Below are 22,811 nucleotides of genomic sequence, written 5' to 3'. Positions count from 1 at the left end.
GGCCCGGGCGCGGCTCAGCCCACCGTCTGCGGGGCGGGGGCGTCCTCCTCGAACTGGGTGCGGTGCAGGTCGGCGTAGAGGCCGCCGGCGGCCAGCAGCTCGGCGTGGGTGCCGCGCTGCACGATGCGACCGCCGTCGACGACGAGGATCAGGTCGGCGTTGCGGACGGTGGAGAGCCGGTGGGCGATGACGAGCGAGGTGCGTCCCTCCAGGGCGGAGTCCAGGGCCTGCTGCACCGCGAACTCCGACTCGGAGTCGAGGTGGGCGGTGGCCTCGTCGAGCACCACGATGGACGGCGCCTTGAGCAGCAGCCGGGCGATGGCCAGCCGCTGCCGCTCGCCCCCGGAGAGCCGGTAGCCGCGGTCGCCCACGACGGTGTCGAGGCCGTCGGGCATCGAGCGCACCAGCGAGGCGATCCGCGCCGCCTCCAGGGCCGCCCAGACCTGCTCGTCCGAGGCGTCGGGATGGGCGTAGCGGAGGTTCTCGCGGATGGTGTCGTGGAACATGTGGGCGTCCTGGGTGACGTAGCCGACGGAGTCCTCCAGCGACTGCAGCGACACCTCGCGGACGTCGTGGCCGCCGACCAGCACGGCCCCGCTCGTCACGTCGTAGAGCCGGGCGACGAGGTGGGTGATGGTGGTCTTGCCGGCGCCCGAGGGGCCCACCAGGGCCACCATCTGGCCGGGCTCGGCCACGAAGTCGACGTCGTGCAGCACGGGCCCGTTGTCGCGGGTCTCGACCCGTGCGACGGTCTCGAGGCTGGCCAGGGAGACCTCCTCGGCGGAGGGGTAGCCGAAGCCGACGTGGGAGAACTGCACCCGGCCGTGGTGGGGGTCGACCTCCACGGGGTCGTCCTTCTCCGCCACGGTGGAGGGCAGGTCGAGCACCTCGAAGACGCGGTCGAAGCTGACCAGCGCGGTCATCACGTCGACACGCACGTTGGACAGGCCCTGCATCGGCCCGAGCAGTCGCAGCAGCAGCGTCGCGAGCGCGGTCAGGGTGCCGATGGTGAGCGCCCCGCTCACGGCCAGGGTGCCGCCGATGCCGTAGACCAGCGCGGTCGCCAGCGCCGGGATCAGCATCATGAAGGCCATGAAGATCCGGGTGACGAGCGCGATCCGGATGCCGAGGTCGCGCACCACGCCGGCCTTCTCGGCGTAGCGGTCGTCCTCCTCGTCGCGTCGGCCGAACAGCTTGAGCAGCAGCGCGCCGCCCACGTTGAAGCGCTCGGTCATCATGTTGCCCAGGTCGGCGTTGCCGTCCATCTGGCGCCGCGTCAGGCCGCTGATCTGACGGCCCACCCAGCGCGAGGCCAGCAGCAGCAGCGGGAACAGCGCCAGGCAGGCCAGCGTGACCTGCCAGCTGAGCGCGAACATCGTGATCCCCACGACGACCACGCTGATCGAGTTGGAGACCACGCTGGACAGCGTCGAGGTGAAGGCGCGCTGCGCCCCCACGACGTCGTTGTTGAGCCGGGAGACGAGCGCGCCGGTCTGGGTGCGCGTGAAGAAGGCGAGGCTGAGCCGCTGGACGTGGGCGAACACCTGGGTGCGCAGGTCGAAGATCAGGCTCTCGCCGATGCGCGAGGACAAGAAGCCCGACCCCACACCCAGCCCGGCGGAGAGGATCGAGGTGACGCCCATCGCGACGGCCAGCCACACCACGACGGAGACGTCCTGGGCCAGGACCCCGTCGTCGAGGAGGTGCTTGACCAGCAGCGGGTTGACGACCACCAGGGCGGCGTCGAGGACCACGAAGGTCAGGAACCCCGCGATCAACGCCCGGTGGGGCAGGGCGAAGCCGACGACCCGACGCACCGTGTCGCGGCTCAGCCGGTGGTCCACCACCGACCGGTCGCGCCGGGCCGACCCGAGCATCGCCCAGGGACTCATGCCGCTCATGGGTTCTCCTTCCCGGCTGCCCGGCCGCTCAGCCCCTCGCGGTGAGGGCCCGGAACCGACGCAGCTGTGCCTGTCGCTCGCGCAGGCGCTGCTCCTCCAGACCGAGGCTGCCTGCTGACTGCAGCAGTGCCTTGGTCTCGCGGACCGCTCCTGCGTCGCTGGAGAGCAGGGCCTCGACGAGGTCGGCCGTGGTGGCCTCGAGGTCGTCGCCCGGCACCACCGCGGTGGCCAGGCCGAGGTGACGTGCCTCCTCGGCCCCGAGGAACCTCGCCGTCGCGCAGATCTCCAGCGCCCGCGAGTAGCCAACCAGCTCGACCAGGGGTTTTGTTCCCGCCAGGTCCGGCACCAGGCCCAGCGCCGGCTCCTTCATGCAGAACAGCGCGTCCTCGGCCACCACCCGCAGGTCGCAGGCCAGGGCCAGCTGGAACCCCGCGCCGATGGCGTGCCCGCGCACCTGCGCGACCGAGACGAACCGGGGGTCGCCCAGCCAGGTGAAGCCGCGCTGGTAGGCGTCGATGGTGTCCAGCACGTGCTGGTCGTCGCCGCGCATCAGGTCGTGGACCGAGTCCTCCCCCGGGACGCCGTCGGGGCCCAGCAGGCGCGTGTCGAGGCCGGCCGAGAACGTCGCCCCCTCGCCGCGCACCACCACCACCCGGACCTCGTCGGGCACCGACGCGCCGAGGTCGCCCAGGGCGTGCCACTGGCCCGGGGTCTGGCTGTTGCGGCGCTGCGGCCGGTCGAGGGTGACGGTCAGCACGGCCCCGTCGAGCTCGGCCCGCAACCCGACCCGGCTCAGCCGCTCGGTGTCGGGGAAGGGCGTGGTGGAGGGTGAGGAGCCGGTGGACATGGGCCCGAGGCTAGTGCGCGCCACCGACACCCGGCCCCGCACCGACGCTCAGGCCAGCGACACCAGGTCGGCGTAGTCGGGCGTCCAGAGGTCCTCGACCCCGTCGGGCAGGATCAGCACCCGGTCGGGCTCGAGCGCGTGGACGGCGCCCTCGTCGTGCGTGATCAGCACGATCGCGCCGGCGTAGGAGCGGATCGCCGCGAGGACCTCCTCGCGGGAGGCGGGGTCGAGGTTGTTGGTCGGCTCGTCGAGCAGCAGCACGTTGGCGCTGGAGACCACCAGGATGGCCAGCGCGAGCCGCGTCTTCTCCCCGCCCGAGAGGACGCCTGCGGGCTTGGTGGCGTCGTCGCCGGAGAACAGGAACGACCCCAGGACCGAGCGCGCCTCCGTGTCGGTGAGCTGCTGCGCCGCCGACTGCAGGTTCTGCAGCACGGTCCGGTTGGTGTCGAGCGTCTCGTGCTCCTGGGCGTAGTAGCCGATCTTGAGGCCGTGCCCGGGCACGACGCCGCCGGTGTCGGACTGGTCGACGCCGGCCAGGATCCGCATCAGGGTGGTCTTCCCGGCGCCGTTGAGGCCGAGCACCACCACCCGGCTGCCCCGGTCGACCGCCAGGTCGACGTCGGTGAACACCTCGAGCGAGCCGTAGGACTTCGACAGCTCCCGGGCCGTGAGCGGCGTCTTGCCGCACGGGGCCGGATCGGGGAACGTGATCTTGGCCACGCGGTCGGCCTGCCGCTCGCCCTCGACACCGGCCATCAGCTTCTCGGCACGCTTGAGCATCGACTGCGCGGCCTGGGCCTTGGTGGCCTTGGCGCGCATCTTGTTGGCCTGGTCGGTGAGCGTCTTGGCCTTGCTCTCGGCGTTCGTGCGCTCGCGCTTGCGGCGCTTCTCGTCGGTCTCGCGCTGGGCGAGGTAGGCCTTCCAGCCGATGTTGTAGACGTCGATGACGGCCCGGTTGGCGTCGAGGTGCAGCACCTTGTTGACACAGGCCTCGAGCAGCCCGACGTCGTGGGAGATCACCACCAGGCCGCCCTTGTGGTTGCGCAGGTAGTCGCGCAGCCACACGATCGAGTCGGCGTCGAGGTGGTTGGTGGGCTCGTCGAGCAGCAGCGTCTCCGCGCCCGAGAACAGGATGCGGGCGAGCTCGACGCGGCGCCGCTGCCCACCGGAGAGGGTCCGCAGCGGCTGGTCCATCAGCCGGTCGGCGATGCCGATGGAGGAGGCGATCTGGGCCGCCTCGGCCTCGGCGGAGTAGCCGCCGGCCGCGTGCAGGGCCGCGTCGGCCTTCTCGTAGCGGCGCATGGCCCGGTCCCGGGTGTTCGGGTCGTCGCTGCCCATCTCGGCCTCGGCGGCGCGGAGCCGGCGTACGACCTCGTCGAGACCGCGGGCCGAGAGGATCCGGTCGCGTGCGAGCACCTCGGGGTCACCGGTGCGGGGGTCCTGGGGCAGGTAGCCGATGGTCCCGGAGTTGGTGACGGTGCCGCCGGCCGGGAGCGTCTCCCCCGCCAGGATCTTGGTCATGGTCGTCTTGCCGGCGCCGTTGCGGCCGACCAGGCCGACCCGGTCGCCGGCGCCGATGCGGAAGTTGACGTCGCTCATGAGCAGGCGCGCGCCGGCGCGCACCTCGAGCTGGGAGACAGTGATCACGACAGGCCTTCGTCGGGGGTGGCCACCGTGCTGGGCTCCCCGGGACGGGGTACTCACGGTGGATCGCGGGCCGCAGCCGGGCTGCGACACGACCGACCCGCGGGCCCTAGTCTACGAGCCACCCCGACCGAGCGGAGCACCCATGCGCTTCAACCCCAAGGCCCGCATCGACCAGGGCCAGGTGGAGGTACGCCGCGGCGGTGGCGGCGGTGGCTTCGGCGGCGGCACGGGAGGCGGCGGCGGCCGACTGCCCATCCCCACCGGCGGCAAGGGTGGCCTCGGGATCGGCGGGATCATCCTGGTGGTGCTGGTCTACGTGGCCATCCAGTTCCTCGGCGGAGGCGGTGGGGGCGGCGGGACCGGCTCCTCGGGCGCGACCGGCGAGCAGACCACCAACGAGTGCCGCACCGGGGAGGACGCCAACAGCTCCGACGCCTGCGCGATCGACCTGTTCACCACCTCGGTGCAGGACTTCTGGGACCGGGCCTACCCCGACCAGACGGGCGAGGCCTACCAGCAGATCAAGACGGTGCGGTTCGAGGGATCGACGCAGTCCGGCTGCGGCCAGGCCAGCTCGGAGATGGGGCCGTTCTACTGCCCCAACGACCAGCTGGTCTACCTCGACACCACCTTCTTCGACGACATGCTGCGCGGCCGGCTCGGGGCGCAGGGCGGCCCGTTCGCGATCGGCTACGTCATCGCCCACGAGTACGGCCACCACGTGGAGGACCTCCAGGGCGACCTCGGCCGGATCCGCACCCAGCAGGGCGCCGACAGCGACGCCGTGCGGGTCGAGCTCAAGGCCGACTGCCTGGCCGGCATGTGGGCCCGCAGCGCGACCCGCACCCGGGACCAGGACGGCCAGACGATCATCTCCGACCTGACCCAGGACGACATCGAGCGGGCCATCGACGCCGCGGAGGCGGTCGGCGACGACCGGATCCAGCAGCGCTCCTCGGGCCGGGTCGACACCGACTCCTTCACCCACGGCTCCGCCGCCCAGCGCGTGAAGTGGTTCAACATCGGCCTCGAGCAGGGCTCGCTGGAGGCCTGCGACACCTTCTCCGCCGGTCGACTGTGACGCGGCTCTCGCGGCGGACCCACCGGTAGCACCGTCCAGTAGGACGGCGACGCCGGTCCCGGGCGTCGCGTTCTGGTAGAGATAGCCGCACCGCACGTCCGTCACGGAGGTCCCCATGTCCAGCTCCGCCCTGTCCGTCCCGCTGCACCGGCGTCGCCCGCTGGTCCTGGCCGACGTCGTCCCCGGGGCGCTCGCCCGGGACATCGCCCTCGTCCTCGGCGGTGCCGCACTGACCGGTCTCGCCGCCCAGGTCGCGATCCCGGTCGCGGGCTCCCCCGTGCCGGTGACCGGCCAGACCTTCGCCGCGCTCGGGGTCGGTGCGGCCCTCGGCTGGCAGCGTGGCGCGCTCGCGCTGCTCGTCTACCTGCTCGCCGGCATGGCCGGGATGCCGTGGTACGCCGACGGCGGCTCCGGCGTGATGGCACCCTCCCTCGGCTACGTCATCGGCTTCGTGGTCGCAGCCGGCGTCGTCGGCCTGCTGGCCAGCCGTGGCGGCGACCGCTCGCCGGGCCGCACCATCGCCACGATGGTGCTCGGCAACGCCGTGGTCTACGCGATCGGCCTGCCCTACCTCGCCGCCTCGCTCGGCATCGGTCTCGGCGAGGCCTTCGACATCGGCATGAAGAACTACCTGCTGGGCGACGGCCTGAAGATCCTGCTCGCGGCCGGGTGCCTGCCCGTCGCGTGGCGCCTCGTCGACAAGCTGCACCGCTGAGGATCCTCCTCACCGCACGTCACTGCTGCGGCCCGCTCGTCCCCTCGCCGGGGCGGGCGGGCCGCAGCCGCGTGTGCATCACGTAGTCCTTGGCCGGCCCGGTCACCTCCCAGGTCACCGACCACGAGGCCGGGGACCCGGTGACCACGCCGCGGTAGGTGTCGGACCGGCAGTCGTGCACCACCGCGTCGCCGGGTGACCACGGGTGGAAGTCGCGCCCGTCCTCGAAGAGGACCCACCACCCCTCGCCGCGGCGTACGACGCGCAGCGTGCGGGTCACCGGCACCTCGCCGCCGGGGCGGAGCCAGGTGGCCCGCTCCTCCCAGCGCAGCCGGTCGGGCGCCTCCTCGGCCAGCTCGAGCCGGCCCTCGACCACCCCGTCGAGGTCGCCGCGGCGGTCCTCGATGGTGCGCTCCAGCAGCCAGCCGCCGAGCAGGAGCCGCGGGTCGGCCAGGGGGTGCGCAGGGGTCACCGCGTCAGCCTAGGTCGGCGCCAGCCCTCCGGTGAGGCGCTGGGGTCCGCCTCGGGACCCGGGGCTCAGGGGAGCAGTGCCTCGAGCTGGGGGAACTGCCGCTCGATCGCGCGCAGGTAGGGCGCGACGGCCGGGTGGCGGAACTTGCCGGCGAGCGCTCCCTCGCCCTTCGCCGCCTGGGCCAGCGCCCACTCGGCACGGCTCAGCACGGAGTACGCCGCGTGCACCCGCGCCGCCCGCGCCACGGCCTCGACGTCGACCTCGCGACCGGCCGCCGCGACCACCCCGGCGAGGAACGCCTCCAGCAGCACCCCGAACTCCTCGCGGCTCGACAGCGACCAGTAGCCCAGGTCGGCACCCACGGGTCCCACGCCCAGGCACTGCCAGTCGACCGCCACGACCGCACCGCCCCGACCGGTGGTGAGGAAGTTCGAGGGCACCGCGTCGCCGTGCACCCGCCCCTGGGGCCCCTCGTCGAGGCGGGCCAGCCAGTGCCCGCGACGCTCCCACAGCAGGCTCGTGACGTCGGCCAGCGTGGTGCGCGCCAGGGTGCGCCACCCGCCCCGGGCCTCCACCAGCTCGAGCCGCCGGCGCAGCTGCTCGCGGGCGGCCCACGGCGGGGTGTCGTACGCCGCCGCGGCGAAGCTGCCGAGGGCCCGGGCGACGTGGAGCCCCGTCGGCGGCTCCCCCACCGCCTCCGGGCTCCACAGCGTCACGCCCTCGCCGTCCTCCTCGACCGGGCCGTCGCCGGCGCGGACCAGGCCGGGACCGTCGCCGAAGCCGGTCAGGGCCGCGTCGGCCTCACGGCGCCAGTAGCCGGGGTGCACGGGGTCGAGCGCGAGGTGACCGCCCGGCTCGTCGTAAGACGGGGGGCGCAGCCGCTTGACGACCCAGCTCCGACCACCCGACCGGGCGCGCCACACCCCGGCGCTCGCCGGGCCGGCCGCGCCGGGCAGCACCTCCCACGAGGGGTCCGGCTCCCACACGTCCGTCATCCTGGCAGCAGCCCCCCGCGATCACCGTCGACCCGCCGGTCGCCGAGCACCCTCCCCCGTCGTACGCCCAGGAGCGCCCACGTGCCGCAGCCCCGTCTCGTCCCCGTCCGCGAGCCACGCCACCCCGACGGCGTCGTGCTGGTGCTGCACGGGGGTGCCGCCCGCCGGGACCGCGCCGAGGTCAGCCCGACCCAGCTGTCGGTGCTGCGGATGGTGCCGGTGGCACGGCGCATCGCGCGGGTCGGCCGGGTCGGGGGCGGCCGGGGGCTGGCCGTCTTCCGGGTGCTCAACTCCACCCGCGGCTGGGACACCGGGCACACCCCGGTCGACGACGCGCTGTGGGCCCTGGACGAGGTGGCCCGCCGGCTCGGCGCGCTGCCGACCTGCCTGGTCGGCCACTCCCTCGGCGGCAGGGCGGCCCTCCTCGCGGGATCGGCCGCCCCGGTCGTGGGCGTGGCCGCGCTCAACGCCTGGATCGCACCCGCCGACCACGCGACGCTCGCCGGTCGCCGGGTGCTGATGGTGCACGGCACCGCGGACCGCGTCGCCGACCCCCGCCGGGCGCGACGGCTCGGCCAGGAGGTGGCCGGGACCGCCGCCTCGTTCGGCTGGTTGGACGTGCAGGACGGCAAGCACGCCATGCTGCGACGGGGCTCGGTCTTCGAGCGTGCCGCCGCCGACTTCGCGACGGCGACGCTGCTGGACCGTGCGGTCGGCGAGCCCGTCTCGGAGCTGCTCGAGGGTGTGGCCTCGCTCACCATCTAGTCGCCCGCAGCCCTCGCTCGCCGCGGTCCTGCCGTGCGATGCTGGCGGACGGCTCCGTCTGCTCGGGCGCGGCCCCCCGGCCGTGAGGATCTCGCGATGTCCGCTCCCGCTCAGCTGCAGAAGGGCCTCAAGCAGCGCCACCTGACGATGATCGCGATCGGCGGCGTGATCGGCGCCGGGCTGTTCGTGGGGTCGGGCGTCGTGATCAACCAGACGGGTCCGGCGGCGTTCCTGTCCTACCTGGTCACCGGGGTGCTGATCATCCTGGTGATGCGGATGCTGGGCGAGATGGCCACGGCCAACCCCTCGACCGGGTCGTTCTCCGACTACTCGCGGCGGGCGCTGGGCGGCTGGGCGGGCTTCTCGGTGGCGTGGCTGTACTGGTACTTCTGGGTGATCGTGGTCGGCTTCGAGGCCGTGGCCGGCGCGGAGATCCTGCGCTACTGGATCGACGTCCCGCTGTGGCTGATGTCGCTGGTGCTGATGGTGCTGATGACCGCCACCAACCTCGTCTCGGTGGGCTCCTACGGCGAGTTCGAGTACTGGTTCGCCGGCATCAAGGTGTTCGCGATCATCGTCTTCCTCGTGCTCGGCACGCTGTTCGTCGTCGGGCTCTGGCCCGACAAGGACTTCGACGTCAGCCTGATGACCAGCCAGGGCGGGTTCGTGCCCAACGGCGTCGGCGCGATCTTCTCCAGCATCGTGGTCGTGGTGTTCTCGATGGTGGGGGCCGAGATCGCGACCATCGCGGCGGCCGAGTCCAGCGACCCCGAGCGCGCCATCGCCCGGGCCACGCAGTCGGTCATCCTGCGCGTGGCGACCTTCTTCGTCGGCTCGATGATCCTGCTGGTGCTGATCGTGCCGTGGGACGACAACGCGCTCGGCTCCTCGCCGTACGTCGCCGCCTTCAGCGAGATGGGCATCCCGTACGCCGACCACATCATGAACGCCGTCGTGCTGACCGCCGTGCTGTCGTGCTTGAACTCCGGGCTCTACACCGCCTCGCGGATGATCTTCGTGCTGGCCGCGCGCAAGGAGGCCCCCGCGGTGCTGGTCTCCACGAACCGGCGCGGGGTCCCGGTGTGGGCGATCCTGTTCTCCACGGTCATCGGGTTCCTCAGCGTGATCGCGGCCTACGTCTCGCCCGACACGGTCTTCCTGTTCTTGCTGAACTCCTCGGGCGCGGTGATCCTGTTCGTCTACCTGCTGATCGCGATCTCGCAGCTGGTGCTGCGGCGGCGGACCCCCGACGAGCAGCTCGTGGTCCGGATGTGGCTCTTCCCGGCCCTGACCATCGTGGCCATCGCCGGGATCCTGGCGATCCTGGTGCAGATGGCGCTCTCCAGCGACACCCGCTCGCAGCTGCTCCTGAGCCTGCTCTCCTGGGCGGTCGTGGTCGACCTCTACCTGGTCACCCGGGCCCGCGGCGGGTCGGTCTCGCCCGACGAGCTCAGCGAGCAGCCCGCCTCGACCGGGGGCCAGCGCTAGGCGTTCCGGACCACGACCCGGACCGCCTGCGCGTCCCGGACCGCCTGGTCGAGCACGGCCCGGCGAGGGTCGGGGACCGCCAGCCACGGGCCGACGACGGACACGGCGGCCAGGCGGCGGTCGGCCACGACCGCGTCGACGGCCTCCCGGTCGCCGCCGGTCACCAGCAGCAGCGGGGTCTCGCCCAGCACGCGGGCCGCGTGGTCGGCCGCAGCGTCGTACGCCGCCCGGGCCTGGTTGTCGCGCCGCCGGGCGAAGCGCTGCTGGCTCTGCCCGCCCGCCTTGGTCCGACCCTGCACGTGCCGCTGACCGGTCTTGGAGCCGACCAGCCGGTCGCCGGACAGACGCGCCACCGCGAAGCCGCCCTTGCGCACCAGCAGCAGCCCCCAGGCGGGGGGCGTGACGCACGCCCGGGCCAGCGCCGCGGGGTCGGCGGGGCCGGCGTGGGCGAGGTCGAAGGGCAGCCGGGCGACGAAGTCGGACCCGTCGGCCGCGGTCCCGTGCAGCACCCCGTCGGCGACGACGAAGGACGTGGCTCCGTGGCGGGCGACGAAGTTCTCGGTCCAGCGCACCACGCGCTCGGCCGGCACCAGCACCTCGCCGGCAGCGCTCACGTGGCGGGCAGCTGCTCGGCGAGGAAGGCCACGGTGTGCTCCCACGCCGCCGCCGAGGCGTCCGCGTGGTGCAGCGGGAGGTCGGGGTTGTCGAACGCGTGGTCGGCGCCCTCGTAGGTCTCGACCCGGGTCGCGGGCCGCGACCGCAGTGCGTCGAGCATCGCCGCCCGCGCGTCGCCGTCGATGTAGGCGTCGGCGAGCCCGAGGTGGTGCAGCGACGGGCACGTCACCCGTGGCGCCAGCTCCAGCAGCTGCGGGATCGCGGAGCCGTAGTAGGCCACCAGGGCGTCGGGCTCCTCGACGGCGGCGAGGTGGAAGCCCAGTCCCCCGCCGAAGCAGAAGCCCACGACGCCCGCGCCACCGTCGACCTCGGGGCGCCCTCGGAGGTCTCCGAGCGCGGTGCCCGCGTCGCGGACCGCGGCGTCCCAGTCGACCCGGCCCATGAGCGCCAGGCCCTCGTCCATCGCCTGCGGCCCCTCCGCGACGCGGCTGACCCCGAGCCGCCAGTAGATCTCCGGGGCGAGCACGACGTAGCCGAGGTCGGCGAGGTCCTCGGCACGGGACTGCACGTAGCGGCTGATGCCGAAGATCTCCTGCAGCAGCAGCAGACCCGGCCCGGTCCCGCCCTCGGGCAGCCAGAGGTGGGCGGGCATCTGGCCGTCGGGAGTCTCGACGTACGTCGCGGAACGGGTCATGGGTGCCAAACTAGCCCGCATGCCAGTCCGGGTCCGCGCGCTCGTCCTCGCGGCTGCGCTCGGGCTGACCGCGGGCTGCTTCTCCGAACCCGAGCCCGAGGGCCCGCGCGTCGGTCCCGAGGGTTTCTCGCTGCTCACCGAGGCCGGCATCGCCCACGTCGAGCAGACCGGCCGGATGCGGTTCGACCTGCGCGACCTCCGTGTCACCCGCCAGGAGGTCGGCGTCCAGCCCGGACGCCTGGGCCCCCAGGTCGGCTCGCCCCGCGACCGGCTCCTCGAGCTCGAGCTGGTCGGGCCCCGCGGCACCGAGCGGGCGCGGACCTCGACGGTCGTGCCGTTCTTCAACAGCAGCCGCGACCGGATGACCTCGGTGACCTGGTTCGAGTCCTACGACACCCGCGCCGAGGGCGACGCCGCCCTGGCCCGTGCGGTCGAGCACTGGGGACTGCCGGACGACACGGTCGCGAGCTGGCAGGAGGGCGTCGAGCTGGCCACCAGCGGGCCCTTCGCCGACCCGGAGAGCACCCACCGCACCAGCTTCGGCGTCGGCCTCGCCGCCTCCGGTCTGGTCGGCGAGATCACCGCGAGGACGACGCCGGCGCGAGAGGGCGAGACCCTGCAGCTGTCGGTCTACCTCGAGCCGCGCTACTACGCCGACGCCTCCCTGGACGGGCTGCGCCGCCAGCGGGCGTCGGGCGAGTCCGTCAGACGTTGAAGCCCAGCGCCCGCAGCTGCTCGCGACCGTCCTCGGTGATCTTGTCCGGGCCCCACGGCGGCATCCAGACCCAGTTGATCGTCACGTCGGTGACCAGACCCTCGAGCGCCTGGTTGGTCTGGTCCTGGATGACGTCGGTCAGCGGGCAGGCCGCGGACGTCAGCGTCATGTCGAGCACGGCGGCCGACGCGTCGTCGATGTGGACGTCGTAGACCAGGCCCAGGTCGACGACGTTGATGCCCAGCTCGGGGTCGACGACGTCCTTCATGGCCTCGACGACGTCCTCGCGGTTCACCGTGGCGGTGCCGGCGGAGCCGGAGGCCTCGGGCACGTCGGGCAGGTCGCTGTGGTCGGCGGTCATCGGTTCTCCTCGGGGGTCGTGGTGGACGCGGTCCCGGCCAGGATGGTCGAGGTGGCGTCCTTGAAGGCCATCCAGCCCAGCAGCGCGCACTTGACGCGTGCCGGGAACTTGGAGACGCCGGCGAAGGCGATGCCGTCCTCCAGCACCTCCTCGTCGGGCTCGATCGTGCCGCGGGACTGCATCAGCTCCAGGAACGCCTGGTGCTTGCGCAGCGCCTCGTCGACCTGCTGGCCGATGACGAGGTCGGCCATCACCGAGGCCGCCGCCTGGCTGATCGAGCAGCCCTCGGCGTCGTAGGACACGTCGGAGACGGTCTCGTGGCCGGGCTCGCCGTCGAGGTGCACCCGCAGCGTGATCTCGTCGCCGCACGTCGGGTTGACGTGGTGGACCTCGGACTCGAAGGGGTCCCGCAGGCCCGCGTGGTGCGGGTTGCGGTAGTGGTCCAGGATGATCTCCTGGTAGAGGCTGTCGAGGTCCACGCTCATGCCACCTTGAAGTACTTCTGGGTGGCGATGATTCCCTCCACGAAGGCGTCGACCTCGGCCGGCGTGGTGTAGAGGTACGACGAGGCGCGGGTCGAGCTCTGCACCCCGAACCGCTTGTGCGCCGGCTTGGCGCAGTGGTGCCCGGCGCGCACGGCGATGCCGAAGCTGTCGAGCAGCTGCGAGACGTCGTGGGGGTGGACCCCGTCGACCTCGAACGAGACCGCTCCCCCGCGCAACGTCGGGTCAAGCGGGCCGAGCACGGTCACGCCCGGGACGGTCGCCAGACCCTCGAGCAGGTAGCCGGTGATCGCCTGCTCGTGCCGGTGGATGTTGTCCAGCCCGATGGCGCCGAGGTAGTCCACGGCCGCACCGAGACCGACGGCCTCGACGATGGGCGGGGTCCCGGCCTCGAACTTGTGCGGGATCCCGGCGTACGTCGACCGCTCCATCGTGACCGTCTCGATCATCTCGCCGCCACCGAGGAAAGGCGGCAGCTGGTCGAGCAGCTCGCGCCTGCCCCACAGCACGCCGATCCCGGTCGGCCCGGTCACCTTGTGGCCGGTGAACACCACGACGTCGGCCCCCGACGCCTGCACGTCGACGGGCAGCTGGGGTGCTGCCTGCGAGGCGTCGACGACGACGATCGCGCCGACCTCGTGGGCCCGGCGGGCGATCTCGGCGACCGGGTTGATGGTGCCGAGCATGTTCGACACCCAGGTCAGCGAGACCACCTTGGTGCGCTCGGTGATCAGCTCGTCGATGTCGGACAGGTCGAGCTGGCCGTCGTCGGTGAGCCCGAACCAGCGCAGCTCGGCGCCGGTGCGCTGGGTCAGCAGCTGCCACGGCACGATGTTGGAGTGGTGCTCCATCTGCGTGATCACCACCCGGTCGCCGTCGGTGACCTCGAGCGGTCCGCGGGCCCAGGCGAGCGTGTTGGCCACGAGGTTGAGCGCCTCGGAGGCGTTCTTGGTGAAGATCACCTCGTCACGCGACGGGGCGTTGAGGAACGCCGCGACCTTGTCGCGCGCGGCCTCGAAGGCCTCGCTCGACTCCGCGCCCAGCTGGTGCATGGCCCGGGCCACGTTGGCGTTGTGCCGCTCGAGGTGGTCGACCATCGCGTCGATCACGCACTGCGGCTTCTGCGAGGTGTTCGCGCTGTCGAGGTAGACCAGGGGCCGGTCGTCGGCCAGCCGCCGCGACAGGATCGGGAAGTCCTTGCGGATCACCTCGAGGTCGGGCAGCAGCCCCGGCAGGGTGCTCGAGCCGGTCGCGGTCACGACTCAGGCCTTCGCCGTGACGTACTTGTCGTAGCCGTGCGCCTCGAGCTCGTCGGCGAGCTCGGGCCCGCCCTGCTCGACCATCCGGCCGTCGACGAAGACGTGCACGAAGTCGGGGGTGATGTAGCGCAGGATGCGGGTGTAGTGCGTGATCAGCAGCACGCCCTTGTCGGCGTTGGCCTTGAAGCGGTTGACGCCCTCGGAGACGATCTTGAGCGCGTCGATGTCGAGGCCGGAGTCGGTCTCGTCGAGCACCGCGACCTTGGGGTCGAGCAGCTCGAGCTGGACGATCTCGTGACGCTTCTTCTCGCCGCCGGAGAAGCCCTCGTTGACCGAGCGCTGCGCGAACGCGGTGTCCATCTTGACCTGCTCCATGGCGGCGTTGACGTCCTTGACCCAGGTGCGCAGCTTGGGCGCCTCGCCGTCGATGGCCGTCTTGGCGGTGCGCAGGAAGTTGGCCACGGACACGCCGGGCACCTCCACGGGGTACTGCATCGCCAGGAACAGGCCGGCGCGGGCACGCTCGTCGACGCTCATCGCGAGCACGTCGACGCCGTCGAGGGTCACCGAGCCCTGGGTGACGGTGTACTTGGGGTGGCCGGCGATGGAGTAGGCCAGGGTCGACTTGCCGGAGCCGTTGGGCCCCATGATCGCGTGGGTCTCACCGTCGCGGATGGTGAGGTCGACGCCCTTGAGGATCTGCTTGAACCCCTCGGAGCCCCCGTCCTCGTCGGACGCGGCGACCGCGACGTGCAGGTCCTTGATCTCGAGCGTTGCCATGTCAGTTGTCTCCCAGAGTGGTGTCGGGGTCGATGAGGACGTCGTCGCCGTCGAGTCGGACGGCGAGGACGGGAACGGGTTCGGTGGCCGGGAGGCCGGTGGGCTTGCCGGTGCGGAGGTCGAAGCGCGAGCCGTGCAGCCAGCACTCGATGGTGCAGTCCTCCACGTCGCCCTCGGAGAGGGCGACCGCGGCGTGGCTGCACTCGTCCTCGATGGCGAAGACCTCCTCGCCGTGGCGCACCACGGCGACGTCGACCCCCTCGACCTCGACCCGCAGGGGCCGGTCGGGGGTCAGGTCGGCGAGGGCGCAGGCGCGCTGGAAGGCCATCAGGCGCCGGCCTCCGCGGCGACCGTCGGCTGGTCCACGGGCACGACGTGGTCGGCCCGGAAGACGTTCTTCGACAGCTCCTCCTCGACGGTGGCGGTCAGCCGCTCCTCGAGCGACGGGACGCCGACCTTGCGGATCAGGTCGTGGAAGAAGCCGTGCAGCACGAGGCGTCGGGCCTCCTGCTCGGTGACCCCGCGCGAGCGGAGGTAGAACAGCTGCTGGTCGTCGAACCGGGCGGTCGCCGAGGCGTGCCCGGCGCCCTCGATCTCGCCGGTCTCGATCTCCAGGTTGGGCACGGAGTCGGCCTGGCAGCCGTCGGTGAGGACGAGGTTGCGGTTCTCCTCGTAGGTCTCGATGCCCTCGGCGACCTTGCGGATCAAGACGTTGCCGATCCACACCGTGTGGGCGCCCTTGCCCTGCAGCGCGCCCTTGTAGAGGACGTTGCTCTGGGTCCGCGGGGCGTCGTGGTCGACGAAGAGCCGGTGCTCGAGGTGCTGGCCCTCGTCGGCGAAGTAGAGGCCGAGCAGCTCGGACTCGCCACCCGGGCCGGCGTACGAGACGTTGGCGTGCATCCGGACCAGGTCGCCCCCGAAGCTGATCGAGGTGTGCTTGACCCGCGCGTCGCGACCGACGCGGATCGCGTCGCGGCCCAGGTGCACCGCGTCGTCGTCCCAGTCCTGGAGGCTGACGACGTCGACCTGCGCGCCCTCGCCGACGAGGTAGGACGTCGTGGCGCAGTAGCGCGCGGACCCGGTGTGGGTCACCACGATGGTCACCTCGGCGTGGTGGCCGACCCGGAAGACCAGGTGGCCCCACACGAGGTCGTCGGCCGACGTGCCCGACAGGTCGATGACCAGCGGCTCGTCGCCGACCAGCTCGGCGGGCACGTCGATGAGCACGGCCCCGCCCGCGTTGGCCACGGCCAGCGCGGCGGGCCGCTCGTTGGGCCCGAGCTCACCGAGGTCGCGAGCCTCCTGCGCGGTGATGGTCGAGACGGTGACGCCCTCGGGCAGCGAGGTCGTCCAGGTCAGCGAGGCGTCGGACGCCTCGCCGTCGAGGATGCCGCGGAGCCGCTTCAGCGGGGTGAAGCGCCACACCTCCTCGCGCCCGGTGGGCGCCGGGTGGTCGGCCAGGTCGTAGGACGCCGGGGGGTTCAGGTGGGAGACCACCTGGGACCCCTCCGGCACCTCGAGCGCGTCGCGCACGGGTTCGGTTGCAACAGTCACAAGACTCTTTCGGTAGTTCTGGTTGACGGTCGGCTGGTCGGTGACCACACCGAGGACGAGCGCCAGCGAGGACGAGCAGGCCCCACTGGTCGGCTGTGCCGGCTCCGGCGGCTCAGCCGACCGCGCCCTCCATCTGGAGCTCGATGAGGCGGTTGAGCTCGAGGGCGTACTCCATGGGCAGCTCCTTGGCGATCGGCTCGACGAAGCCGCGCACGATCATCGCCATGGCCTCGTCCTCCTCCATGCCGCGCGACATGAGGTAGAAGAGCTGGTCGTCGGAGACCTTGGAGACCGATGCCTCGTGCCCCATCGAGACGTCGTCCTCGCGGATGTCGACGTAGGGGTAGGTGTCGGAGCGGCTGATCTGGTCGACCAGGAGCGCGTCGCACAGCACGTTGCTCTTGGAGCCGTGGGCGCCCTCATTGACCTGGATCAGGCCGCGGTAGGACGTCCGGCCACCGCCACGCGCCACCGACTTGCTCAGGATCGAGCTGGAGGTGTGGGGCGCGGCGTGGACCATCTTGGCGCCGGCGTCCTGGTGCTGGCCCTCGCCGGCGAACGCGATCGAGAGGGTCTCGCCCTTGGCGTGCTCGCCCATGAGGTAGACGGCGGGGTACTTCATCGTCACCTTGGAGCCGATGTTGCCGTCGACCCACTCCATGGTGGCGCCGGCCTCGCAGGTCGCGCGCTTGGTCACCAGGTTGTAGACGTTGTTCGACCAGTTCTGGATGGTCGTGTAGCGCACCCGGGCGTTCTTCTTGACGATGATCTCCACGACCGCGGAGTGCAGCGAGTCCGAGGAGTAGATCGGCGCGGTGCAGCCCTCGACGTAGTGCACGTAGGAGCCCTCGTCGGCGATGATCAGCGTCCGCTCGAACTGGCCCATGTTCTCGGTGTTGATCCGGAAGTAGGCCTGCAGCGGGATCTCGACGTGGACGCCCTTGGGCACGTAGATGAACGAGCCGCCGGACCACACCGCGGAGTTCAGCGCGGAAAACTTGTTGTCACCGACGGGGATGACGGTGCCGAAGTACTCCTCGAAGATCTCGGGGTGCTCCTTGAGCGCGGTGTCGGTGTCCAGGAACAGCACGCCCTGGGCCTCGAGCTCCTCGTTGATCGCGTGGTAGACGACCTCGGACTCGTACTGCGCGGCGACGCCGGAGACCAGGCGGGCCTTCTCGGCCTCGGGGATGCCGAGCTTGTCGTAGGTGTTCTTGATGTCCTCGGGGAGGTCGTCCCAGGTCTGGGCCTGCTTCTCGGTCGACCGCACGAAGTACTTGATGTTGTCGAAGTCGATGCCGCCGAGGTCGGAGCCCCAGGTCGGCATGGGCTTGCGGCCGAAGAGCTTGAGGCCCTTCAGGCGGAGGTCGAGCATCCACTGCGGCTCGCTCTTGAGCGAGGAGATGTTGCGCACGACGTCCTCGTTGAGGCCGCGCGTGGCGTTGGCGCCGACGTCGTTCTTGTCGGACCAGCCGAACTCGTAGCGGCCGATGCCCTTGAGCTCGGGGTTGAGCTCCTCGATGGACGTCATGTGACGATCTCCTTGCCTTGGGGAGCGGTGGTCGATCCGGTGGTGGTGCGGGACCCGGCGCCGGTCGTGCCGGGCGCCGAGGGGATGCAGGTGGTGCAGACGCCGTCGCCGTGGGCGATGGTGGCCAGGCGCTGGACGTGGCGGCCGAGCATGCGGCCGATGGCCTCGGTCTCGGCCTCGCACAGCTGGGGGAACTCGTGGGCAACGTGGGACACGGGGCAGTGCTGCTGGCACAGCTGCTCCCCCACCGGCACGTCGCGGACCGCGGCGGCGTAGCCGTCCTCGGAGAGCACCCGGGCCAGCGCCTCGGTGGCCACCAGCTCGGGGTGCTCCTCGCTGAGGTCCGCGAAGCGCCGCTCGATCTGGGAGGCACGACGCTCGGCGAAGGCGCGGACGGCTGCGTCGCCGCCGGTCTCGGCCAGGAAGCGCATCGCCTGCACGGCGAGGTCGTCGTAGGCCTGGTCGAACCGGTCGCGACCGGTCTCGGTGAGGGCGAAGGCCCGAGCGGGACGGCCTCGGCCGCGGGCACCGACGCTGCGGGCCTCGCGGGACTCGAGCGTCCCGTCCTCGATCATCTGGTCGAGGTGGCGGCGCACGGCGGCGGGAGTGAGCCCGAGCCGCTGTGCCAGCACCGCTGCGGTGGAGGGCCCGTTGTCCAGGATCGAACGGGCGACGCGCTCACGCGTCGGCCGGTCGTGCCCGTCCACGACGCCGGTGGCGCCGGGGGCGAGGCTCTGGCTGGGGATTTCCACAACGCAAGTGTGCTCTTATTGGTGGGGGCCTTTCAAATAAGGCTGCCCTTACCCGCCTGCCGCCGCCACCGGCCGCTCCGTGTTCCTGGGAACTCGGTGTGGATCCGTTCCCCCCAGGGTAGTAAGGGGCCCGGAGGGCCGTCACGTCCGACGGGTCGACGCGTCTTCCCACGAGGACCCGCGTCCGGCCACGGACCGGTCCCCGTCGACACAGGAGCGTCCGACTGGTCCACACCCGCCGGTCGGCACAGGGAGAGGGACACCGCATGAGCACCGACGAGTACGCACCCATCACGGCTGAGGACCTGGCGTCCGAGGGGGTGACCGCCCTCCCGGACAAGGAGGTGGTCTCGATCCTCGACCTCGCTGCGGACGTCGACCTCGCCATCGACGGTGCGGCGCCGATCGACCTCGCCGTCGCGCTGAACGCCAACGTCGCGGCCCCGATCGACGCCGCCGTGAGCGCCAACCTGCTCTCCGACGGCTCGACGTCGCAGGCGCTGGCCGACCAGGGCGTGCAGGTCACGCAGACCATCGACGCCGACGCGTCCGCGACCGGCATCCAGGACAGCACCATCGACCAGTCCGACACCGTCACGCCCGGCACTCCGGTCGCGGGCGACACCGGCGGCACCGGGGGCGAGGAGCCCGCGCTGGCCGCGACCACGACGGTCGACGACGCGACCGCCGGGACGACCGACGCCGCGGACGCCGCCGGCACCGCTGCCGCCGGCGCTCCCGTCGACGGCGCCCTCGTCGTGGACTCCACGGGCGCGCTCGTGGGCACGCTCGACTCGGCGACCGGCACCGTCCTCGGCGCGGACGGCGCGGTGGTGGGCACCCTCAACGAGGCCACCGGCCTGGTCACCGACACCACCGGGGCCGTCGTCGGCTCCGTCACGGACCTGGTGGACGGTGCGTCCGTCGCCGGGCCCACCGGTGACGTCGTCGGCGTGCTCGACGGGGCCACCGGCAACGTGCTCGACCCGACCGGCGACGTGGTGGGCACCCTGGACCCCGTGACGGGTCAGGTGGTCGGTCTCACCGGCGACCTGCTCGGCACGGTGACCGGCCTGGTCGACGGCACCCAGGTGCTCGACTCCGCGGGCAACGTCGTCGGCGTCCTCGACGGAGCCACGGGCGACGTCGTCGACACCGCGGGCAACGTCGTGGGTGCGCTCGACCCGCTGACCGGTCAGGTGCTCGACGCCGCCGGCAACCTCGTCGGCCAGGTCGGCGGCGTCGTGGACGACGTCACCGACACCCTCGACCAGCTCGACACGGGCGACCTGCTCAAGGGCGACCTGCTCAACGTGGACGTCAACGTCGACCTCGACGCCGACCTCGCGGCACCGATCAACGGCGCGGTGGCGGCCAACGCCAACGTCGCGGCCCCGATCGACGCCTCCGTGGCGGCCAACATCCTCTCGGAGAACTCCGAGGCCACGGCCCTGGCCCAGCAGGACGCCATCATCACGCAGTCGATCACCGGCTCCGCCGACGCGGTCTCGGAGCAGACCTCGGCCATCGACCAGGGCTCGATCGAGCCGCCGGACACCGACACCGCCTCGGCGGACGGCACCGACGCGACCGGCGACGCTGCCGCGACCGACCCGGCTCCCGCAGAGGCCCCGGCCCCGGCCGAGACCCCGACTGAGGCCCCGGCCGACACCACGTCGGCCGGCACCGGCGACCAGGGCACGCCCACCACGGCGCCGTGACCGCGCTCGTCGACGCGCCGGCGCGCGCCGACGGCCTCCAGCTGCTCGGGACCATGGTGGGGTCCGGCTACCGGACCCCACCTGCACTGGTGCGACGCGGCGACGGCCAGACGCTCCAGCTCACGCCGCTGCTGTACGCCGTCCTCGACGCCATCGACGGCCACAGCAGCCCGGAGGAGGTCGCCGCCCGGGTGCGCGAGCGTGTGCGCCGTGAGGTGACCCCCGAGGTCGTCGCCACGCTGGTCGACCAACAGCTCCGGCCGCTGGGCCTGCTGAAGCTGGCCGACGGCAGCGAGCCGGCCCTGAAGCGCTCCGACCCCCTGCTCGGGCTGAAGATGCGGTTCAAGGTCACCGACCCTGCCGCCACACGCCGCATCACCGACCCGTTCCGGATCCTCTTCCGACCGAGCGTCATGGGTGCGGTGGTGCTGGCCTTCCTGGCCGTCACCGGGTGGGTCTTCTTCCGGCACGGGCTGGCCCCGGCGGCGTACGACGCCTTCCAGCGGCCCCACCTGCTGCTCCTGGTCTTCGTGGTGACCGTGCTGTCGGGTGGCTTCCACGAGTTCGGTCACGCCGCTGCCGCCCGCTACGGCGGTGCGGTGCCCGGGGTGATCGGCGCCGGCCTCTACCTCGTCTGGCCGGCGTTCTACACCGACGTGACCGACAGCTACCGCCTCCCCCGCGGAGGCCGGCTGCGCACGGACCTGGGAGGGCTCTACTTCAACGCCGTCGTCGTGGTGCTCACCTTCGTCGGCTGGTGGGCCACCGGCTGGGACGCCCTGCTGCTCCTCGTGGCCACGCAGGTCCTGCAGATGGTGCAGCAGCTGATGCCCCTGCTGCGCTTCGACGGCTACCACGTCCTCGCCGACCTCACCGGCGTCCCCGACCTCTACCAGCGGATCCGGCCCACGCTCCTGGGCCTGCTGCCCCACCACTGGCGCGACGACGAGAACCGCGTGCTCAAGCCCTGGGCACGGGTCGTCATCACCGCCTGGGTGCTGGTGACCGTGCCGCTCATGGCCTTCATGCTCTTCACGCTCGTCAAGGCCTTCCCGCGACTGGTCGGCTCCGCCTGGGCCGCGATGGGCGACAGCTCCTCGGCCGTCGGCGCCGCCTGGTCCCAGGGCGACCCCGTCGACGTCGCCGCCCAGGTGGTCCAGGTGCTGGCCGTCGTCCTGCCCGTCGTGGCCGGCGGGATGATCCTCGGGCGCCTCGTGCTGCGGTGGAGCACCGGGCTGGTGGCCTGGAGCCGCGGCTCCGTCGGCCGCCGGACCGCCGCCGTGGCGCTCGTGGCCGCCGTCGCGATCTTCCTGTCCTTCGCCTGGGCTCCGCGCCCGGGCGCCTACCGCCCCATCGGACCCGACGAGAAGGGCCTGCTGACCGCTGCTCTGCCCGGCGCGGTGAGGGGCCCGGCCGTCGAGGCCGCCCCGGCCGCCTCGGCCTCGGTCACGGGGGCCGCCGCCGAGCGGCGCCTGGCGGGCTCCGACCCGCTGGCCGCGACCTTCGGGAAGGGCGAGCGGCTGCCCACGAAGGCCGAGCCGCGACTGGCGATGGTGCTCGTCCGCAGCGACGCGGGCGCCGGGACCGGCGACGGGGCGAGCGGGGCGGGCGACGGCGCGGAGCAGCCGTGGGTGTTCCCCTTCGACCGGCCGCTCCCGCCCTCCGAGGGCGACAACCAGGCCCTGGCCGTCAACACGCGCGACGACAGCGTGTCCTACGACGTCGCGTTCGCCCTGGTGTGGGCCGAGGGCGACGAGGTGCTCCAGGTCAACGAGGCCCGCGCCTACGCGTCGTGCTCCGACTGCGTGACCGTCGCCGTCGCGTTCCAGGTCGTGCTGGTGATGGACGACGCGCGGGTGATCGTCCCGCAGAACCTCGCGGTCGCCGCCAACTACGACTGCTACCGCTGCATCACCGCCGCCATCGCCAACCAGCTGGTGCTCTCGGTGGCGAGCGAGCCGGGCGAGGAGCAGCTGCTCGCCCTGGGCGAGGTCTGGGGCCGGCTGATCGAGCTCGGCCGCACCATCACCTCCTACCCGCTCGCGGAGGTCGCGGCGCGGCTCGAGGGGTTCAAGGCCGAGATCGTCGCCATCCTGGGCAGCGCGCCACCGGTGGCGGCCGGGACGGCGTCGGCCACGGCGAGCAGCTCACCCAGCCCGTCCGCATCCCCGTCCGGCACGACGCCCGCCGATCCCGAGGCCCCGGAGTACCCCGAGTCCCCGGGAGGGACCGGGTCGTCCGCGCCGAGCACGTCCCCGTCCCCCACCCCCACGAGCGGCACGACGACCGAGGGCGGGTCGCCCACCCCGACCCCCACCGACGCACCGGCCGAGGGGGAGAGCCAGACCGCGCCGACCACGGACGGGGCCACGGCGGCGCCCTGACCGGCCGGGGTCTCGCGCCGGCCGTCCGGAC

General features: G+C 72.5%; 22 protein-coding genes. 7 read left to right on the top strand and 15 right to left on the bottom strand.

What is annotated here, in order from left to right; genetic code table 11:
• Nucleotides 1-14 precede the first annotated feature (14 nt).
• The 3 genes from EDD33_RS07495 to EDD33_RS07485 are packed head-to-tail and all read right to left on the bottom strand — an operon-like array spanning nucleotide 15 to nucleotide 4,395.
• On the bottom strand, nucleotides 15-1,901 hold the full coding sequence (locus EDD33_RS07495) for an ABC transporter ATP-binding protein (protein WP_123389782.1): 1,887 nt from the start codon (nucleotides 1,899-1,901) through the stop codon (nucleotides 15-17).
• Between the two features lie 28 nt (nucleotides 1,902-1,929).
• On the bottom strand, nucleotides 1,930-2,748 hold the full coding sequence (locus tag EDD33_RS07490) for an enoyl-CoA hydratase/isomerase family protein (RefSeq protein ID WP_123389780.1): 819 nt from the start codon (nucleotides 2,746-2,748) through the stop codon (nucleotides 1,930-1,932).
• A 48-nt stretch (nucleotides 2,749-2,796) separates the two neighbouring features.
• Nucleotides 2,797-4,395 carry an ABC-F family ATP-binding cassette domain-containing protein gene (locus EDD33_RS07485; RefSeq protein WP_123389777.1) on the bottom strand — a complete coding sequence of 533 codons (1,599 nt, stop codon included), beginning with the start codon at nucleotides 4,393-4,395 and terminating at the stop codon, nucleotides 2,797-2,799.
• Between the two features lie 142 nt (nucleotides 4,396-4,537).
• Here EDD33_RS07485 and ypfJ point away from each other — a divergent pair, with 142 nt between their 5' ends.
• Together ypfJ and EDD33_RS07475 are read left to right on the top strand one after the other, a co-directional pair.
• Entirely contained in the window at nucleotides 4,538-5,476 is a 939-nt protein-coding gene (gene ypfJ / locus EDD33_RS07480) for a KPN_02809 family neutral zinc metallopeptidase (protein WP_123389775.1), read from the top strand.
• A 115-nt stretch (nucleotides 5,477-5,591) separates the two neighbouring features.
• Nucleotides 5,592-6,191: a biotin transporter BioY gene (locus tag EDD33_RS07475; protein WP_123389773.1), complete on the top strand. Its 600-nt coding sequence runs from the start codon at nucleotides 5,592-5,594 to the stop codon at nucleotides 6,189-6,191.
• A gap of 19 nt (nucleotides 6,192-6,210) precedes the next feature.
• Here the strand turns inward: EDD33_RS07475 and EDD33_RS07470 are convergent, their stop codons facing one another.
• Together EDD33_RS07470 and EDD33_RS07465 are read right to left on the bottom strand one after the other, a co-directional pair.
• Nucleotides 6,211-6,663: a DUF6314 family protein gene (locus EDD33_RS07470; protein WP_123389771.1), complete on the bottom strand. Its 453-nt coding sequence runs from the start codon at nucleotides 6,661-6,663 to the stop codon at nucleotides 6,211-6,213.
• A 65-nt stretch (nucleotides 6,664-6,728) separates the two neighbouring features.
• Nucleotides 6,729-7,649, bottom strand: coding sequence for a phosphotransferase family protein (locus tag EDD33_RS07465; RefSeq protein ID WP_123389769.1), 921 nt, complete (start codon nucleotides 7,647-7,649; stop codon nucleotides 6,729-6,731).
• Nucleotides 7,650-7,739: 90 nt separating this feature from the next.
• Between EDD33_RS07465 and EDD33_RS07460 the strand changes: the two genes are divergently transcribed.
• Nucleotides 7,740-8,423, top strand: coding sequence for a dienelactone hydrolase family protein (locus EDD33_RS07460; protein WP_123389767.1), 684 nt, complete (start codon nucleotides 7,740-7,742; stop codon nucleotides 8,421-8,423).
• A 96-nt stretch (nucleotides 8,424-8,519) separates the two neighbouring features.
• On the top strand, nucleotides 8,520-9,911 hold the full coding sequence (locus EDD33_RS07455) for an amino acid permease (protein ID WP_123389765.1): 1,392 nt from the start codon (nucleotides 8,520-8,522) through the stop codon (nucleotides 9,909-9,911).
• Here EDD33_RS07455 and EDD33_RS07450 read toward each other — a convergent pair.
• A complete protein-coding gene (locus EDD33_RS07450; protein ID WP_211332456.1) occupies nucleotides 9,908-10,525 on the bottom strand; it encodes an acVLRF1 family peptidyl-tRNA hydrolase in 618 nt (205 codons plus the stop codon). The two genes, EDD33_RS07455 and EDD33_RS07450, sit on opposite strands and share 4 nt — an antisense overlap.
• A complete protein-coding gene (locus EDD33_RS07445; RefSeq protein ID WP_123389763.1) occupies nucleotides 10,522-11,220 on the bottom strand; it encodes a dienelactone hydrolase family protein in 699 nt (232 codons plus the stop codon). The genes EDD33_RS07450 and EDD33_RS07445 overlap by 4 nt, the downstream gene beginning before the upstream one ends.
• Nucleotides 11,221-11,239: 19 nt before the next feature.
• On the opposite strand from EDD33_RS07445, the gene EDD33_RS07440 reads away from it, so the two are divergent.
• A complete protein-coding gene (locus tag EDD33_RS07440; protein ID WP_123389761.1) occupies nucleotides 11,240-11,935 on the top strand; it encodes a hypothetical protein in 696 nt (231 codons plus the stop codon).
• Here EDD33_RS07440 and EDD33_RS07435 read toward each other — a convergent pair.
• From EDD33_RS07435 to EDD33_RS07400, 8 genes are all read right to left on the bottom strand, one after another.
• The gene (locus EDD33_RS07435) at nucleotides 11,925-12,296 is read right to left on the bottom strand and encodes a metal-sulfur cluster assembly factor (RefSeq protein ID WP_123389759.1); all 372 of its coding nucleotides are present in this window, start codon (nucleotides 12,294-12,296) and stop codon (nucleotides 11,925-11,927) included. The genes EDD33_RS07440 and EDD33_RS07435 overlap by 11 nt on opposite strands.
• Nucleotides 12,293-12,775: a Fe-S cluster assembly sulfur transfer protein SufU gene (gene sufU, locus EDD33_RS07430; protein ID WP_056538794.1), complete on the bottom strand. Its 483-nt coding sequence runs from the start codon at nucleotides 12,773-12,775 to the stop codon at nucleotides 12,293-12,295. The genes EDD33_RS07435 and sufU overlap by 4 nt, the downstream gene beginning before the upstream one ends.
• A gap of 2 nt (nucleotides 12,776-12,777) precedes the next feature.
• Nucleotides 12,778-14,058, bottom strand: a complete 1,281-nt coding sequence (locus tag EDD33_RS07425) for a cysteine desulfurase (protein WP_425463842.1) — start codon at nucleotides 14,056-14,058, stop codon at nucleotides 12,778-12,780.
• 3 nt (nucleotides 14,059-14,061) lie between these two features.
• The gene (gene sufC / locus EDD33_RS07420) at nucleotides 14,062-14,838 is read right to left on the bottom strand and encodes a Fe-S cluster assembly ATPase SufC (RefSeq protein ID WP_123389757.1); all 777 of its coding nucleotides are present in this window, start codon (nucleotides 14,836-14,838) and stop codon (nucleotides 14,062-14,064) included.
• 1 nt (nucleotide 14,839) lies between these two features.
• Nucleotides 14,840-15,166: a non-heme iron oxygenase ferredoxin subunit gene (locus EDD33_RS07415; protein ID WP_123389756.1), complete on the bottom strand. Its 327-nt coding sequence runs from the start codon at nucleotides 15,164-15,166 to the stop codon at nucleotides 14,840-14,842.
• Nucleotides 15,166-16,335, bottom strand: a complete 1,170-nt coding sequence (sufD, locus tag EDD33_RS07410) for a Fe-S cluster assembly protein SufD (protein ID WP_246003417.1) — start codon at nucleotides 16,333-16,335, stop codon at nucleotides 15,166-15,168. The genes EDD33_RS07415 and sufD overlap by 1 nt, the downstream gene beginning before the upstream one ends.
• A 169-nt stretch (nucleotides 16,336-16,504) precedes the next feature.
• Nucleotides 16,505-17,923 (bottom strand): Fe-S cluster assembly protein SufB, encoded by a 1,419-nt coding sequence (sufB, locus tag EDD33_RS07405; protein WP_123389755.1) that lies wholly within the window; start codon nucleotides 17,921-17,923, stop codon nucleotides 16,505-16,507.
• Nucleotides 17,920-18,675 (bottom strand): helix-turn-helix transcriptional regulator, encoded by a 756-nt coding sequence (locus EDD33_RS07400; RefSeq protein ID WP_425463841.1) that lies wholly within the window; start codon nucleotides 18,673-18,675, stop codon nucleotides 17,920-17,922. The genes sufB and EDD33_RS07400 overlap by 4 nt, the downstream gene beginning before the upstream one ends.
• A gap of 266 nt (nucleotides 18,676-18,941) precedes the next feature.
• Between EDD33_RS07400 and EDD33_RS20275 the strand changes: the two genes are divergently transcribed.
• Both EDD33_RS20275 and EDD33_RS07390 read left to right on the top strand, forming a co-directional pair.
• Nucleotides 18,942-20,396 carry a hypothetical protein gene (locus EDD33_RS20275; RefSeq protein ID WP_211332455.1) on the top strand — a complete coding sequence of 485 codons (1,455 nt, stop codon included), beginning with the start codon at nucleotides 18,942-18,944 and terminating at the stop codon, nucleotides 20,394-20,396.
• Nucleotides 20,393-22,780, top strand: a complete 2,388-nt coding sequence (locus tag EDD33_RS07390) for a zinc metalloprotease (protein ID WP_123389754.1) — start codon at nucleotides 20,393-20,395, stop codon at nucleotides 22,778-22,780. Before EDD33_RS20275 ends, EDD33_RS07390 begins: the two co-directional genes overlap by 4 nt.
• The last annotated feature ends 31 nt before the right edge of the window (nucleotides 22,781-22,811 follow it).

This window comes from Nocardioides aurantiacus (genome assembly GCF_003752505.1).
In the GTDB taxonomy this organism is placed as follows: Bacteria; Actinomycetota; Actinomycetes; order Propionibacteriales; family Nocardioidaceae; genus Marmoricola; species Marmoricola aurantiacus.
The sequence above is the reverse complement of the archived record's forward strand: the minus strand, read 5'-3'. Positions and strand labels throughout refer to the sequence as shown.